This window comes from Stieleria mannarensis (assembly GCF_014154935.1).
Taxonomy (GTDB): Bacteria; Planctomycetota; Planctomycetia; order Pirellulales; family Pirellulaceae; genus Stieleria; species Stieleria mannarensis.
The window spans coordinates 164,250-180,366 of record NZ_JACEHH010000010.1 but is presented as its reverse complement, the minus strand read 5'-3'; the positions used below and the strand labels follow the sequence as shown (position 1 = coordinate 180,366).

General features: G+C 60.2%; 8 protein-coding genes. 5 read left to right on the top strand and 3 right to left on the bottom strand.

Annotated features, from left to right (window positions below; all coding sequences use genetic code 11):
* Nucleotides 1-191 precede the first annotated feature (191 nt).
* From H1B37_RS09375 to H1B37_RS09360, 4 genes are all read left to right on the top strand, one after another.
* A complete protein-coding gene (locus tag H1B37_RS09375; RefSeq protein WP_220498129.1) occupies nucleotides 192-1,013 on the top strand; it encodes a FliA/WhiG family RNA polymerase sigma factor in 822 nt (273 codons plus the stop codon).
* 190 nt (nucleotides 1,014-1,203) lie between these two features.
* Nucleotides 1,204-2,439 (top strand): glycosyltransferase family 4 protein, encoded by a 1,236-nt coding sequence (locus tag H1B37_RS09370; RefSeq protein WP_182866377.1) that lies wholly within the window; start codon nucleotides 1,204-1,206, stop codon nucleotides 2,437-2,439.
* A 236-nt stretch (nucleotides 2,440-2,675) separates the two neighbouring features.
* Nucleotides 2,676-3,626, top strand: coding sequence for a serine/threonine protein kinase (locus H1B37_RS09365; RefSeq protein WP_182866376.1), 951 nt, complete (start codon nucleotides 2,676-2,678; stop codon nucleotides 3,624-3,626).
* Between the two features lie 6 nt (nucleotides 3,627-3,632).
* On the top strand, nucleotides 3,633-4,595 hold the full coding sequence (locus tag H1B37_RS09360; RefSeq protein WP_182866375.1) for an acetyl-CoA carboxylase carboxyltransferase subunit alpha: 963 nt from the start codon (nucleotides 3,633-3,635) through the stop codon (nucleotides 4,593-4,595).
* 249 nt (nucleotides 4,596-4,844) lie between these two features.
* Here H1B37_RS09360 and H1B37_RS09355 read toward each other — a convergent pair whose 3' ends face one another.
* The 3 genes from H1B37_RS09355 to H1B37_RS09345 form a co-directional block, all read right to left on the bottom strand.
* A complete protein-coding gene (locus H1B37_RS09355; protein WP_182866374.1) occupies nucleotides 4,845-5,585 on the bottom strand; it encodes a S1 family serine peptidase in 741 nt (246 codons plus the stop codon).
* Between the two features lie 208 nt (nucleotides 5,586-5,793).
* Complete coding sequence (locus H1B37_RS09350) at nucleotides 5,794-5,964, bottom strand: hypothetical protein (protein ID WP_182866373.1); 171 nt, start codon at nucleotides 5,962-5,964, stop codon at nucleotides 5,794-5,796.
* Nucleotides 5,965-5,980: 16 nt separating this feature from the next.
* Nucleotides 5,981-6,988: a DUF1559 family PulG-like putative transporter gene (locus H1B37_RS09345; RefSeq protein WP_182866372.1), complete on the bottom strand. Its 1,008-nt coding sequence runs from the start codon at nucleotides 6,986-6,988 to the stop codon at nucleotides 5,981-5,983.
* A 712-nt stretch (nucleotides 6,989-7,700) separates the two neighbouring features.
* Between H1B37_RS09345 and H1B37_RS09340 the strand changes: the two genes are divergently transcribed.
* Nucleotides 7,701-16,004, top strand: coding sequence for a choice-of-anchor I family protein (locus tag H1B37_RS09340; RefSeq protein WP_182866371.1), 8,304 nt, complete (start codon nucleotides 7,701-7,703; stop codon nucleotides 16,002-16,004).
* Nucleotides 16,005-16,117: the final 113 nt, after the last annotated feature.

Sequence of the window (16,117 nt, the reverse complement as noted above, 5' to 3'; positions counted from 1 at the left end):
GTCAACCCCGGCACACGCAAGCAAGAAAAATGGACACTGATGTCCCGTTCCTTGTTCGCAGCGTTCCGGAGCCAGGCCCCGAGTGGCGTTGACGATTCCCCGACGGCAGCAATGCAAGACGGGTCGTCAGCAAACAGCGAAAGCGAACCCCAAACATGACAACCGGCGACATGAAGTCGTCGGCAGTCGAATTGAAGATCACGGAGGATTGGATGCCAGCCGCAGTTTCAACAGACGATGAAATCCTAGAGGTTTGGAAACAGTTTAAGCAAACCGAAAAGGATGCGGACGAATACGAGCCTCTGCGTAATCGCCTCGTCGAGCGTTACATGCCCTTGGTTCGCTACAACGGCGATCGCATTTGGCAACGCCTTCCCGATGGTGTCGAATTGGACGACCTGATCAGCGCCGGAATCTTCGGACTGATGGACGCCATCGATGCCTACGACATGGACCGAGGCGTCAAGTTCGAAACCTATTGCGTGCCTCGAATCCGAGGCGCCATGCTGGACGAACTCCGCACCATGGACTGGGTGCCCCGGTTGGTCCGCAGCAAGGCCAGCAAACTGGCCGTCGCCAAAAAGCAGTTGGAAACCAAGTACGGACGCCCCGCCACCGTGCAGGAACTGTCCGAACACATGGAACTGTCGGTCGCCGAAGTCGAAAAGATGGAATCCGACGCCAATGCCGTCGGCGTCGTCTCGCTGAATAAAAAGTGGTACGAAACCGACAGCTACAAGGACGTTCGCGAAATCGACATCTTGGAAGACAAGAAGGGCGAAGACCCGACCCGGCGCGTCCAGAAAAACGATCTGATGCGGCTGGTCACCAAAGGACTCAATCGCAACGAACGCCTGATCATCATTCTTTATTACTACGAAGAATTGACGATGAAGGAGATCGGTGCGACACTGGACCTGTCCGAATCGCGGGTCAGCCAGATGCACACGTCGATCGTGAATCGGCTGCAATCCCAACTGGGACTCCGCCGCGTCGAGTTCGGGACGGCCTAGTCTTCCGCCGCAGCTTGGTTTTCGGTTGGGCTGGACAGTCGCCGTCCTCTCCGAGGTCGGCTTCGGGCAAAGCTCCGCTTTCTGAGCGCCGAGTTCGGAGAACACGGCGACTCTGCGAACGCATCGGCTAACCGCAAATTGAGTTGCGATAGGCTACTAGTATTCCGCACCCCCTTCGAATGTCAATCGCGTGCGCGTCGCCCACATCATCACTCGTATGATCATCGGCGGCGCCCAAGAAAACACGCTGCTCAATTGCCTGGACCTGATCGAGCATCATGATGACGAAGTGATGCTGGTCACCGGCCCGGCGCTGGGGCCCGAAGGCGACCTGCTTGACCGCGCCGGTTTCTTCGCCGAGCAAGCGAACCAACAGGGCAGGGCAGAACTCCAGGGCAGGGCAGAACTCCAGGGCAGGGCAGGGGAGTTGCAGATCGAACTGCTGCCGATGTTTCGTCGCAACATCCACCCGCTTCGCGACTGGGCCGCATCCCGAGCGATCCGCAACGCGATCCGAAACTTCCGCCCCGACGTCGTGCACACCCACAGTGCCAAGGGCGGGCTGCTGGGGCGAAACGCCGCCTGGTCGCTCGGCGTGCCGGCGGTGATCCACACCGTCCACGGCGCCCCTTTTCACGAATTCCAGCCCCGCGCGGCGCGCGAGTTCTTTCGACGCTGCGAACGATACGCCGCGGCCCGCTGCCACCACATGATTTCGGTCGCCGACGCGATGACCGACTTGATGGTCCGTGCCGGCGTCGCGCCGCGAGAAAAGTTCACCACGATCTACAGCGGGATGGACGTCGAACCATTTTTACATGCCGACGAGCATCGCCAGGCCGTCCGCGAAAAGTATCAGATTGCGCCCGATCGGGTCGTGATCGGAAAAATCGCCCGCCTGTTTCATCTCAAAGGCCACGAAGATCTGATCACCGCGGCGGCCGATGTGGTGCGGCAATGCCCCCAGGTGTTGTTCCTGTTGGTCGGCGACGGCATCCTCCGCGAGCCGTTGACCCGGCGGATCGAATCACTCGGATTGTCCGACCATTTCGTCTTCACCGGGCTGGTGTCTCCATCGGACGTCCCCCCGCTGATCGGTGCCATGGACGTCCTGGTTCACACCTCGCTGCGGGAAGGCCTCGCTCGAGCCCTGCCGCAAGCCTTGATCGCGGGCAAACCCGCCGTCAGCTACGACGTCGATGGGGCCCGCGAGGTGGTGATCAGCGGTGAAACCGGCTTCTTGGTGCCGGCACGCGACACCGCGGTGCTAGCCGATTCGCTGATCCGGCTGGCCGAAAACGACCAGCTGCGGCGAGGATGGGGCAGGGCAGGGCGGCAGCGATTCACCGAACAATTCCGCCACCAGGAGATGACACGCCAGATCCGCGAACTTTACCTGCGCGTGCTGGACCGGCGGCCGGGCTAACCTCGTCGCTACCTTCGCCAGAAGGTGAGTCCGCGGGTTCTCCACGCTCTGGCGAGCGTAGCCACGTCAAGACGCCTTCGTCCGGCCAGTTTCCCATCCCCGACTTTCGCCGCATCCGGGGCGTCAACTATGATGCGTCGTCACCAGGGTTTGGTACACTCAACCGCCCCCCCCATCGAGGAGCCCGGGGCCACTCGAATTTCCAGCACGCTGCCCTATTGTCCGATCGGTAACTGATGACCAAAACGCGAGACTACTACGGCCCGTACCGATTGACCCGACTGATTCGTTCCGGTTCGACCGCGGAGGTGTGGGAAGCCGTCCATGAGCACGAACAGGATCGCTACGCGCTAAAAATCCTGAAAGGCCAGATGGCCAAGGACAAAACCGAGGTCAACCTGCTCAAGCACGAATACAACGTCGGCAAGGACCTGCAGAACAGCCCGCGGATCATCAAGATTCTGGACTACTCGATCGCCAACGAACGCCCCTTTCTGGTGTTGGAACTGTTCAGCGAACTGAACCTCAAACAGGCCCTCCGCCGCGGCCCCGACTCGCTGGCCTTCATGTTGGACAAGATCATCGAACAGGCCGGCGAAGGCATCTATTACATGCACACCCGGAACTGGATCCACTTGGATATCAAACCGGACAACTTCTTGGTCAGCCGTGACGGCGAAACCAAGCTGATCGACTTTACGATCACCGAGAAGAAAAAGACGGGCCTCAGCAAAATCTTTCATCGCAAGAGTCTGGCCAAAGGGACGCGCAGCTACATGGCGCCCGAGCAGATCCGCCGCAAGGTCTGTGACGAACGCACCGACATCTATTCGTTCGGCTGCGTACTGTTTGAAATGGCGACCGGCAAACCTCCCTTTACCGGTGACACCCCGAACGATCTGCTCAACAAACACCTGAGCGCCTCGATCCCCAGTGCGATCGCCTACAACAATAACGTCAGCAAAGAATTCGCGGATCTGATCAAACGCATGATGGCCAAATCGGCCGCCGCCAGACCGGCGTCGATGTGGGACTTTTTGAAAGAGATCCGTTCGATTCAACTGTGGAACAAACGCCCGCGGAAACCAGAGATCAGTGTCTTTGACAACATGCCTGGAATCCGCGGTGCCGATGACATGATTCGCAAACCATCGGCAACCGAATTTGACGACGAATTAGAGGATTGACGATCGATGGCCGGACCCGGACTCGATTTTGAAATTGAAATCGCTGAACTTGAAGCTCGCATCAGCACGCTGCAACGCCAAACCGAACGCAGCGAAGCGTCCGAGGGCGAACTGCGGTCGCTGCGCACCGACCTTGCCAAACAGTTGCGTGACGTCTATTCGTCGCTCGATCCTTGGCAAACCGTTCAAGTCGCCCGACACAAGAATCGTCCCTACACCAAAGACTACTTGAACCTGGCGTTCGACGATTTTGTGGAACTCCATGGCGACAAACACTTTGGTGACGACCGCGCAATGCTGGCCGGGTTCGCCAAACTGGACCGTTTCAAAGTCATGGTGATCGGCCACCAAAAAGGACGCACCTTCAAAGAGCGGGCCGCCTGCCACTTCGGATGCGCCCACCCGGAAGGCTACCGCAAGGCGATGGTCAAAATGCGGCTGGCGGAAAAATACAAGCTGCCGCTGATCTGCTTCATCGACACTCCCGGCGCCTACCCCGGCGTTGGTGCCGAAGAACGCGGCCAGGCTCAAGTGATCGCCGAAAGCATGTTCAAAATGAGCCAGCTGAAAACGCCGATCATCTGCATCGTGATCGGCGAAGGCGGGTCGGGTGGCGCGCTCGGGATCGGCGTCGGCGACCGCATCGCCGTGTTGCAACACGCTTACTACAGCGTGATCAGCCCCGAAGGCTGCGCCGGCATCCTGTGGAAAAGCCACGAACACGCCCCCAAAGCCGCCGCCGCATTGCGGTTCACCAGCGATCATCTCAAACGCCTGGGCGTCGTCGACGATGTGATCGACGAACCGCTCGGCGGAGCCCATCGCGACCACCACCAAATGGCATCGCGGCTGAAAACCTATCTGTCCAAAGCGCTCGGCGAATTGGAAACTCAATCGGCCGACCAGCTGCTCGATTCACGCTACGAAAAATTCCGACGCATCGGAGTCTTTCTCGAAAACGCGTCCTGACGCGGGGCAGGGCAGGGGACCTTGCGCGACGGCGTCGGGCAGACGCACCAAGTTAGGAATTAACCCTCGCTGGCAGGGAGGGTCGAGCGCAGCGAGGGGAGGGTCGAGCGGTGGCACTTGGGTCTCACTGAGCCACTGCAAACGCTCCCCGCGTCGTCGCACACTCCTCCGCGTCCCTCCCAGAGGGAGGGTGAATTCGACTCAGCAATGAATCGACCGATTAACTTGATGCGTATGGCGTCGACTCGCTCAGTTCTTCTCTCCCGCCCCCGACACTTTGCGCCCCCAAGTGGCCAACACTTCGCTTGCCGTGACGCCGAAGCCGACCACTGCGTCCCCCAACGGTTCGCCGAGCGTGTCTTCATCGACCGTCGGCCCCAGATGAATGCCGACGACATGCCCCGCGTCGTCCAGCAGGGGCGCGCCGTCGGTGGCAAACAGCGACAACCTCTCGTTCAGAAACGCGTACGCCATCCGCCCATCGTCGTCGACGTGTGTCACTCTGGCGGAATGCCCGACCTGGCTGGCCGGTGCACCGCGATAGACCGCCGTCGCCATCCAAATCACATCGCCGACCCGAACCGGATCGGCGGCAAGTTGCAGTGGACGGAGTCGGCGGGACGCCGTGCCGGGTGAAACGACCATCAGATCGTGGGTCAGGCTGTCGCCCACCCGCGTCGATGGTTCTTCCGATTCGACGACCTCGGCCAGCCGTCGCATTTCGGTCTCAGCCCCGAACGCCTCGGCGACCATCATTTTCGTGATGCCGCTTCTTGCAGATTGCGCCGTCTTGTAATCGACGACCGGCTCGGTCAGTTGAAGCGCCGGGTGCAACGGGATCATCACAACGGGAAGATCATCCGCGGCGAATCGCACGGCAAATGCGGTTGACCGGATCAGGTCCGGATCGATGTTGACCTCACCGTGCTCCACAAAGGGTCGCCAGATGGTGAAGTCACTGACCGCCGGACCGCTGTAGACGTTTGCCACGACACCATCGTCGCCGGGGCGAATGGATGTGGCTATCGGATCGTCCTTTGACGAGCATCCGATCACGCACAGAGCGCATATCAAACCAATCACCGCCGCGAGCCCTTGCCGCTTCGCCCGCCCCCCCGACGGCAACGCCGTCGGGTCTTCACTGCTAATACACTTCAACATGCAATTCACCGCTCGGCCGAACCGAGATCAGTCCAGGTTAGAGTTCGCTTTCGGCGTCTAAGACCGCTTGATCTTCCGCCTGGATCTCCGCGGCGACGTCCGGATCGATCTCCGGGGCCGCCGGCGCGCCGCATCCGAAGACCGGCAGGCACAGACAGGCGACAAGAAACATCAATGCAAACGGAGTGGGAGGTGTTTTCGATTTCATTCTTTTGATCCTCGAATTAGTGGACTTGATTCTCTTCATGGGATTCTCCATCGTCGACGACGCACAAATTCTTCCAAACCGTGGCATCGACGTTGAAGTTGTAAAACTGGACCGACCCGTCACACAGCGCGGCGTGCAAGCCCACGTGTGCGGCGCCGAAGTAGTGGTTCCAGTTGGTCGATCCGCCGTTGTCACGATCGGGAGCGTAGGCGTCGTTGTCGCTCTTGGGTGGAAAGTGCCAACGGATCGTGTCGGTATCCCAGCCAGCGTTGTTCCAGCGTTCGTTGTCTCCACCATCGAGCCCTTGCTCGGTGTAGGGCAACGATTTTTCGGCGAACACGATGCTGTGCGTCAGCCCGTCACGGATGTCAGCCAGACGTCGCTTGTCGCCTTCTTTGGCCCAAATGATTGCACCGCCGCGTTTTTTGATTAAACCGCCGTTGCTGCGACTTCGCGTCGAAACGGCGGGGGCTCCCAGCGGGGCTTCGGGGATAAAGTTGATCGCGGTATCGGGTCTTCCGTGATAGAAGCCGCCGTTTCCCGCATAGTCGACACGGCCGAATTTCGCGCTTCCGTATCCCGTCGGCGCCCGGCGGGTCGGGCAGTAATAAACGGGGATCAAGATTTGGGCGACGTCATCTTCCCGCGAGTTATTGGGACGATAGGGCCAGTGCGGCGGATCGTCGGTCGCCATCTCATAAACCGCCCCTTGCTCCAGGAACGGCAAGATCCGCCAATGCGCCGACCAACCGGCACGGTTTGCCGCCCGACAACACGCGTCGGAGGTTCGCCCCGACGGGTTGATGGTATCGGGATCGCCGTCCCAGGGCCCGGCCGGCAATTGTTTGTACGTGCTCTCATAGTTCAACGTCGCAAGTGCAATCTGCTTCATATTGTTACTGCATTGCATTCGACGCGCCGCTTCGCGGGCGGCTTGGACGGCGGGCAAAAGCAAACCGACCAAAATTCCGATGATCGCGATCACGACCAGCAATTCAACCAGCGTGAAACCGCTGGATACCATCCGCCCCGAACGACGCGCCCGCGCCTCTGGGTTCGATCGAATGAAATTACCTGACCACATCATTGTCTCCTGTAAGTGATAACTGTGTTGATTCAATATTGTTGAAAGGGCCGAACCGACACTCGTGCCATCGTTGGCAACATGAAAAGCGTTCGACCACGAGAAAAGAGGTTCATCAACCGAGCCTTCGTGCTCGGACGGCTACGTTAGCGATCTGACTTGGCGACAAAAGTCGAGTTGAGAAGCGTTTTCGTATATTCATTCAAACTACGCATTAGCCTTCTTCGCTTGCTAACATTCACACCCTGGCGGCGGGACAACAGCAACCCCGACGTTACATCGCAACGTGATCGTTGATCGAAACAGAGCCAACGCCTGCGCGGTCCTTCTTGGCTTTTCACACAACAAAGACGCGCGGGTATCTAACCACACCTGGGAGTTACCAGATGAAGCTCTCGTGAACGTTTCGTCCGCGAACGATGTGAACTGTGTTAATAGCCATGTGTTCGCATTGCTCAACTTTTCGCGATCGCTATCTTCCGCAACTTCGGCAGCGGCCGAAGATCCAGACGCACCACCACCGTCAGGTTGCCGCGTCGCCCGCACACAACCATCCCCCAGCGAAACATCAACCGTGAAATCCAGAATGAATACGCGTCGTCCCAAGGGTTCGAGTTCACGATCGAAGCGTCGTCGCCCGACGAAGAAGAACTTGAAACTAGAATCGCTCGAAGCGCGTCAACTGCTCGCCGCCAACGTTGTCAATGACTCACTGACGCTGGCAACGGACAGTTCGATCAACGTCCTGACCAACGACACCTCGGGAAGCGAAGTGCAATCGGTGTCGGCGTTTCAGGTCGACTTCGACCGCGCAACGTATAACCCCGGCGTCAACACCACCGATTGGTTTATCCCCGAACGTCCCGGACAGCCGGGAGTCCCCCAACGCTCGTTGATCCCGGGCGCGGTGACTTCGATCACCGGCAATCGGGGCGACTTGGACCTGCATCGTGACAACGATGCGGACCCGTCCAACGATACGGACCTGGCACCTTTGACGGCGGCCGAGGGAATCAGCCTGCCCGTGATGCGTGACAACCAAGCGGTTGACAGCACGCAAACCAATCTGGGCGCCCTGCAGTACGTGATCGACTCCGCCAACACGTGGATCGCGATGGCCGCCGCCCCGGAGAACAACGGGGAAAGCTCTGTCCCGATCTCCAATACCTTCTTTCCCTACGACGCGGGATGGGCCGGGGCAACGATCGACGAAGGCGGTTCAAGGGTCTTCGGCAGCACAGACATCAGTGCGACCGGAGACGGCAGGAACTACGTGGTCGAAGTCGCCGGGGTGACCAATTCCTATGAGGACGGGTTCCTATTCTCGATCGCCGGTGACAACTCCGACAACTACTCGCGAGCCCGGCCGATCGAGGGAAACCAATGGGCGGTTCAGGTTCGTGACAACAGCCAAGAAATCGGTTCCACCGACATCGACCCGATCAGCGTGCTCTACATTCCTCGCAATGCGCAAGGTTTGATCGGCGGCGTCGTTGATGGCGGATTCGACGGTGCCAGCCCGATGCAGCAGTCCTTCGGCGAATTCAGCGTGTCTCGGCAATCCGAAGGGTTCTACCGGGTCAGCATTCCCGGGCACGACATCACCTCGGGCGCCCTGATTATCGAAAACCACGACCTTTCGGTCAGTCAACCGCGAAACACCTACTTCAGCTATGACGATGCGGGTGACGGAACGGGCGACATCATCATTCGCCAATTCGCCTGGAATGGAAACACCGAAACACCGCTCAATTCGGACTTCGTGTTCTTCTTTGTGCCCTTTGAAAACACGCTCAGCCCGACCACCGACCTGACCGTTTCCTCGCTCGGCGAAAACAACAATGGCCTGTCCGCCAAGGGACTGCCACTGTCGCTAAACGCCGACGGCACCGTCAATTACGACACCTCGGGCGCGATCAGTGCACTCGGTGCCGGAGAAACCGACACCGACACCTTTGTTTATCGGGCGTCCGATGGAAGCGTCGAAAGCGACGAAGCCACCGTCACCGTGAACTGGGTCGGCGTGAACGACGCCCCCGAATTGATCTCCACACCGGCGGACTTGATTTTCAACGAAGACGACGCGGCGACCGTGTTGGATTTGACCGCAATCTTCAACGATGTCGACGCCAACGACGTCCTGACGTATGGAATCGACACGGGAGTCAGCGGATTGGTGACCGGTGAAATCACCGGGACCAACGCCTCGATCGCGCCGGCGCTGAACCAGTTCGGCTACGCGACGGTCACCTTGTCGGCGACCGACCCCAGCGGTGAAACCGTCTCGACCACGCTGGCCGTTTCGGTCACCCCGCAAGACGATGGCGTGCTCGCGGTCGACGATGACGGAACGGTGACCGACAAGTTGACCCCGGCCAGCATCGACGTGCTGGGCAACGACTATCACCCCGACACAACCGAGTTCTCGGTTTCCGCCGCGGAGATCTACGGCGACCCGGCGGCGACCACCAACGAAGGGTCGGTGTTCACGATCGTCAACACCACCGCCGGTCCCAACGATTTGACGATTCAAAGCCCCGGCAACCTGGGTGACGTCGCGGTCGGCCGCGGCGGACAAGATTTGTCGATGGCCGATGGCGTCTTCTTGGGCACCGGCCGTGACAACACCAGCCCATTCCCGACCGTCAACACCTACGCCGCCTTCGGCAGCTACGGGTTCGCGACCGATCGGGGCATCGGCGGCGGCGAACGGAACACCGCACTGAGCGCCGCATTCTTCCCCTTCGGCGACCAATGGACCTCCGGGCACATCGCCGCCGACGGCACCGTGCTCGGCGGTGTCGGCATCTCGCAAGACAATGTGACGCTGCTGCAACCGGGACTGTTTGAAATCACGATTCCCGAAGCCAGCTTTACCGACGACGGATTGCTGTTCGCCGTCAGCGGCAGCAACGACGACAACATCGTGTCGGTCTATCCGCAGGGCTTCAATAACAAGTGGATGATCCGTCAGATGGACAGCGATTCGGATGCCACCGGATTCGAAAGCGACGCGATCAGCTTCGTCTACATCCCCGGAGCGACGACCGGATTGATCGGCGGACGCGCGGCATCGGAAGAAGGCCAGTACACGCTGCGACAAAGCTACGGCAACGTCACGCTCAGCTCGGACACCGACTTGGCACCGCTGGTGACGATCGATGGCTACTCACCGGCCGACGGGGCTTTGATCGCCGTTGGGACGTCTTATGATTTTGCCGACGTCAACGGATCGTCAACCCTGATCCCGTCCAATCACGCCGTGATGGCAACTCCTCAAGGCAACTCCTTCCGGATCGACATTCTGCAATCGGAGACGTTCACCCCGACAGGCAACTTCCCGGAATTCCAGTTCATCTTCCTGCCCTATGACAGCCCGCTGGAAAAGATCGACGGGTTGGACTTCAGCATCGACGGATTTGACAGCGTCAGTGCGCTCGGTGCATCCGTCTCGCTGGAGTCCGACGGGACGTTCACCTATGACCCCTCGGGCGCGGGATCACCGATCGCCGATTTGGGCAACGGAGAACTGCTGACCGATACGTTTACCTACACCATCCGCGATGGTCGTGGAGCGACTTCGACCGCGACGGTGACGGTGACGGTCCAAGGTGAAAACCAAGCACCGACCGCGAACGACGACACGGTCAATCTGAACGAGTTGAGTGCTCAGGACGCATTGATCACCGTGCTCGGTAATGACACTGACCCCGACGTTGAATTCCTGATCGGCTCGCCGCAGGGGATTCCCGCGGCGAATTTGTCGGTCGACGCGTCCAGCGTGTGGTCGGTCGCCCAAACCGGAACCGGCACCAACAGCATCACACTCGGGTCCGGATCGACGGGCACGGTTGAAATCCTGCACAACGGGACCGCGATCAACCAAGCCGACGGCGTCGTGATGGCCACGATCCGCGAGAACTTTGACACCCCCAACACCAATTACCGCTTGGTCCAGTCGTTCGACAATGGCAGCGGAACCTCACTCGCGCTGCAACAGTTCGGAGCCGATGCGTCTGCCGACGCCGACGTCTCGGTGGCTTACTTCTCGTTTGCCGACAACTGGGTCGGCGGGCACGTCAGTGCCGGTGGGATCTTGACCAACGGAAACGGGTTGACCGATGCCGAAGTCGTCCGCACCGACGTCGGTCGCTACGAAGTCACCATCCCCGGCGTGACCGACGCCGGCGTCGACGGATTCCTGTTCGTGATCGGCAACGAAAACGCCGACAACGTCGCCCAAGCCCGCGCGGTCCCCGGATCGTCGACCTATCAAATCGCCATTCGAGACAACCAACAAGACTTCACTGCCGGCGAAGACGGCGGGTTCTCGTTCGTCTTTGTCCCCCGCAACGCCCAGAATCTGGTTGCCGGAACGATCGACCCGTTCAACGCCGGACCGAACTCGGTCAGCCGGGCGATCGGCGAGTTTAGCGTCGAACGACTCGAAGTCACCGACGGCGGTCACGAGTGGAAAGTCACCATCCCCGGCCAGTCGCCCGACACCGGCATGCTGGTGCTGACCAATCAAGACAACGGCGAAATCGAAGACAACTACCTCAGCTACCAAGACGACGGGGCAGGGGGGTTCTTGATTCGATCGCATGACATGCCTGGCATGGGTCGCCAAGACCAACCGTTCACGTTCGCCTTCGTTCCCTTTGATTCGATCGGTCAACCCGCGGCACGTCCCGTTCCCGGATTGCTGTCGATCGACAGCGTCGATGCCACGTCCAGCTTGGGCGCGACACTGACGGCCAACGCGGACGGAACGATCAGCTATAGCCCGGGAACCGTGCTCGATTCGCTCTATGACGGCGAGACGGCGACCGACACGTTCAGCTACACGATGACTGACGGTTTCGGTGGCACCTCGTCGGCGACCGTCACGATCAACATCGATGGTTTCGGTGCCGCCCCCGTGCTGCAGACCGCATCGGGAGCGACCTACTACGGCGTCGGTGATGAAGCGGTCAGTATCGCCGGACAATTCAACCTCATTCCAATCGGCGTGCCGTTCTTTAACGGTGCCGTCGCGACGGTCGAACTGACCAGCGGCCAATTCGCGTCGGATGTCTTGTCGATCCGCGACGAAGGCGGCGGGGCAGGGGAGGTCGGTATTTCAGGAACCGATGTCATTTTTGACGGCGTCGTGGTCGCGACGTTCAGCGCCGGATCCGGAACCACACCGCTGACGCTGACGTTCAATGCCGCGGCAACAGAGACCGCCGTCCAGCGAGTCCTGCAGTCGGTCACGTTCTTCAATTCCGACTCCGTTGTGACCGGTGGCAACCGCGTCGTGACGTTTTCGTTTGTCGACGGCAACGGCATGGCCAGTGAGCCCGTCACGAAACCTCTGCAACTGGGATTGGTCTACCGCCGTGAACTGCAGCAAGGGGTCAACAACGGCTACGGAACCTATCAGGGAACGTCCGATGCCCAGATCCGTGAAAGCGATCCCGATTCGGTCATCGCTCCGGGATCGGATCTATTGGTCGACTTTGACAGCGGTGGAAACGCGTCGCAAGTCCTGCTGCGTTACGCAGACCTGTTCGGTGACGGACCGGGGCAAATCCCGCTGGGGTCGACCATCACCTCGGCAAACCTGGTCGTGGAAACCAACCCCAACACGTCCAACGCGCCGGGCGACGGGGGAACTCTGCACCGAATGTCGATCGACTGGGACGACGCCACGGCGACGTGGAACGCGTTTGGAAATGGAATTCAAACGGGCAGCGGTGAAGCCTCCGCCGCCTTTGAATCCGCAATCGGAACGGCCAGTGGAGCCGGCAGCACCGGCACGGGCCTACTGAGCTTCAGCGTACTGCCGGACATCCAAGCCTGGGCTAACGGTGAAACCAACAACGGCTGGGTGATTCAAGGCTGGCAGGACCGAACCGACGGATGGTTCTTCAGCAGTGCCGAAGACGAAACCCCGACGGCCCGACCGAAGCTGGAAATCGAATGGGTTCCCGCCGGAGCCAATATCGTCAGCTTCCGTGAAGGCGTCGACGGTTACTCCTCGACCGTGGACACGGAAATCAATAGCGCGGCCGCGGATGACGACTTGTCGGCCGCCGAAACGCTGTTCATCGACTCGCCGACCAGCAGTGCGTTGATCCGGTTTGACGACATCATCGGGGAGCTTGCCGGCCAGATCCCCGCCGGTTCGCGGATCATCACCGCACGGCTTCGCACCGCATCGTCGACCAGCAATGCACAAGGTGACGGGGCACGGTTCTTCCCGATGTTGACCACGTGGAACGAGACCGACACGTTCAACAGCCTGGTAGACGGTGTCAGCGTCGACGGCGTCGAAGCGGCGACGGAATTCACCGCCGCGGCAGGCAATGCCAGCCGCAACCCGAACGTCCAGGGGGGGTTCCACGACTGGGATGTAACCGCCGATGTTCAAGCCTGGGTCAACGGCAGCCTTGAAAACTTCGGTTGGTTGTTCGACCCCTGGGAAAGTGGAACGGACGGTTGGGGTTTCCAAAGCTCCGAAGCGGCCAGTGAAGTCGAACGGCCGCGACTGGAGGTCGTGTTCACGACCGCGATCAACCCGGAAATCAACATCAGCGGTGACAACAGCCAGCCGATCGTTGCCGGAACGACCAACGTCTCGCCCCTGGCGGGCACCGACTTTGCTAGCGCCGATGTGACCAGTGGATCGGTCACCAAGACGTTCACGATCGAGAACACCGGTGATGCGGCACTGAACATTTCCGATGCCACAATCGTTGGCCCAGAATCGTCTGCGTTCACGTTTGCCAACCAACCGGTCGCAACGGTGATCCCCGGCGGATCGTTCTCCTTCGATGTGGTCTTTGATCCATCGAAGCTGGGACTGCACGACGCCACGGTGGTGATCACCAGCGACGACGTCGACGAAGGTGTCTATCGGTTCGCCGTTCAGGGTAACGGCGTCGGCTTCTCCGCGCTGTCGGAAACCCCGGACGGTTCGACATCGTTCACGTCGATCGGTGGAATCACCAGCGGCCTTTCTGGCGCAGAGATCTCGGCGTTCGATCCCACCAGCGATCGATTGTTCGTGACCTCCGACGCCGGCTTGCAAGTCATCGATCTGGCCGACCCGGCCAATCCGGTGCTGCTGTCAACGATTCAGCCGGTAACAGAGGGTGCCGACGACAACGCGATCACCAGCGTTGCGGTCGGTCCGGCGGGCCTCGTGGCCGCAGCCGTCCCGGGCGCCGACAACCAAGTCGCCGGTCGCGTGTTCTTCTACAACGCGGCCGACACCGCGTTCCTGGGCAGCGTCACCGTCGGCGCCTTGCCGGACCAGTTGACGTTCACACCGGACGGCACCCGACTGTTGGTGGCCAACGAAGGCGAACCCGCCTCCGATGGCACAACGGATCCGGTCGGTTCGGTCAGCATCGTTGACGTCTCCACCGGTGTCGCGACTGCAACGGTGCAAACCGCCGGCTTTGAGTCCTTTGACGGCAGCGAGCAAGCCCTTCGCGACGCAGGCGTCAAACTGACTCCCGGCAAGAGCGTCTCCGAAGACGTCGAACCGGAATACATCGCCGTTTCGCCCGACGGAACGACCGCCTTCGTGACGTTGCAGGAAAACAACGCGTTGGCCGAAGTCGACATCGCGACCGCGACGGTGATCGGGATCATGCCGCTGGGTTACAAAGATCACAACGCGGCCAACGCGCAGATCGACCCGACGAACAATTCGCCCGATGCATTGACGCTGGGCAGCTTCCCTGTGCGAGGCTTGTTCCAACCCGACGCGATCGCCAGCTACGAAGTCGACGGGGTGACCTACTACGTCACCGCCAACGAAGGAGATGCACGCGACGCCGAAGAGACGGATGTCCAAAGCGTCACACTGGACCCGACGTTGTTCCCCAACGCCGCCGCTTTGCAGGATCCGGCCTCGATGGGCGAATTGGAACTCAGCGGCATCGTCGGCGACGTCGATGGCGACGGCGATTTCGACGCCCTGTATTCCTACGGTGCCCGATCGTTCTCGATCTGGAACGAAGACGGCAACATGGTGTTCGACAGTGGGGATGTGCTCGCCCGAGCGACCGATCTGTTGGGCCTGTATCCCGACGGGCGAAGTGACAACAAGGGCACCGAGCCCGAAGGCGTCACGATCGGACAGATCGATGGGCGAACCTACGCCTTCGTCGGACTCGAACGAGCCAACGCAATCACGGTGTTTGACGTCACCGACCCGACCAACGTCACGCTCTCCCAAGTCCTGAACGACACCGCCGACGTCAGCCCCGAAGGCCTGACGTTCATCTCCTCCAGCGACAGCCCCAACGGATCGCCGTTGCTGGTCGTCAGCAACGAAGTCAGCAACACCCTGCGGGTTTACTCGATCGATTCGACACCGGCCACTCCCCAAGTCGAGTCGGTCGTGATCAATGACGGATCCGCATCACGGTCCCAGATCACCTCGGTGACGGTGACGTTCGATAGCGAAGTCGACCACGCGAATCTGCAATCCGCGTTCACGTTGACCAACATCGACACGTCGACCCAAGTCACCGGGTTGAACATCGACGCATCCGATGCGAGTGGCAAGACGACGGTTGTGTTGACCTTTGCCGCCGGTGCGAGCGTGGTGACACGGGTCGGAACCGGGCTGCAAGGCAACTCGCTGGACGACGGCAACTATCGACTGGACATCGCGGGCACCCAAGTGCAATCGGCAAGCAATGCCGCCGCGATGGCCGTCGACTATGCCTTCGGCGGCCAAAACGCCGCGGGAACACCGAACGACGACTTCTTCCGTCTGCTCGGTGATGCCAACGGCGATGGGTTCCGCAACGGCATCGACCTGAACTCGATCATCCCGTCGCTGTTCAATCCTCTCGAGTATCGATTCGACTTGGACACCAACGGCGATGGAGCGATCAACGGGATCGACTTGAACGATTTGATCCCGACCATCTTCGGCTCGCCGCGTCAGTAAGCCTCCCTGAACCCCAAAGTTCATTTTCCTTCGCGCCCATCGTGGGCGCGAATTCAACACCAACCTGATTGCCACCCCTCAACACATCTTTCCACGACTATCACTTCGAGACT

What these genes read in the sequence shown, in the direction of transcription:
- H1B37_RS09365 (WP_182866376.1), top strand. Translation starts at nt 2,676, where the DNA reads ATGACCAAAACGCGAGACTACTACGGCCCGTACCGATTGACCCGACTG.
- H1B37_RS09360 (WP_182866375.1), top strand. Translation starts at nt 3,633, where the DNA reads ATGGCCGGACCCGGACTCGATTTTGAAATTGAAATCGCTGAACTTGAA.
- H1B37_RS09350 (WP_182866373.1), bottom strand. Translation starts at nt 5,964, where the DNA reads ATGAAATCGAAAACACCTCCCACTCCGTTTGCATTGATGTTTCTTGTC.
- H1B37_RS09345 (WP_182866372.1), bottom strand. Translation starts at nt 6,988, where the DNA reads ATGGTATCCAGCGGTTTCACGCTGGTTGAATTGCTGGTCGTGATCGCG.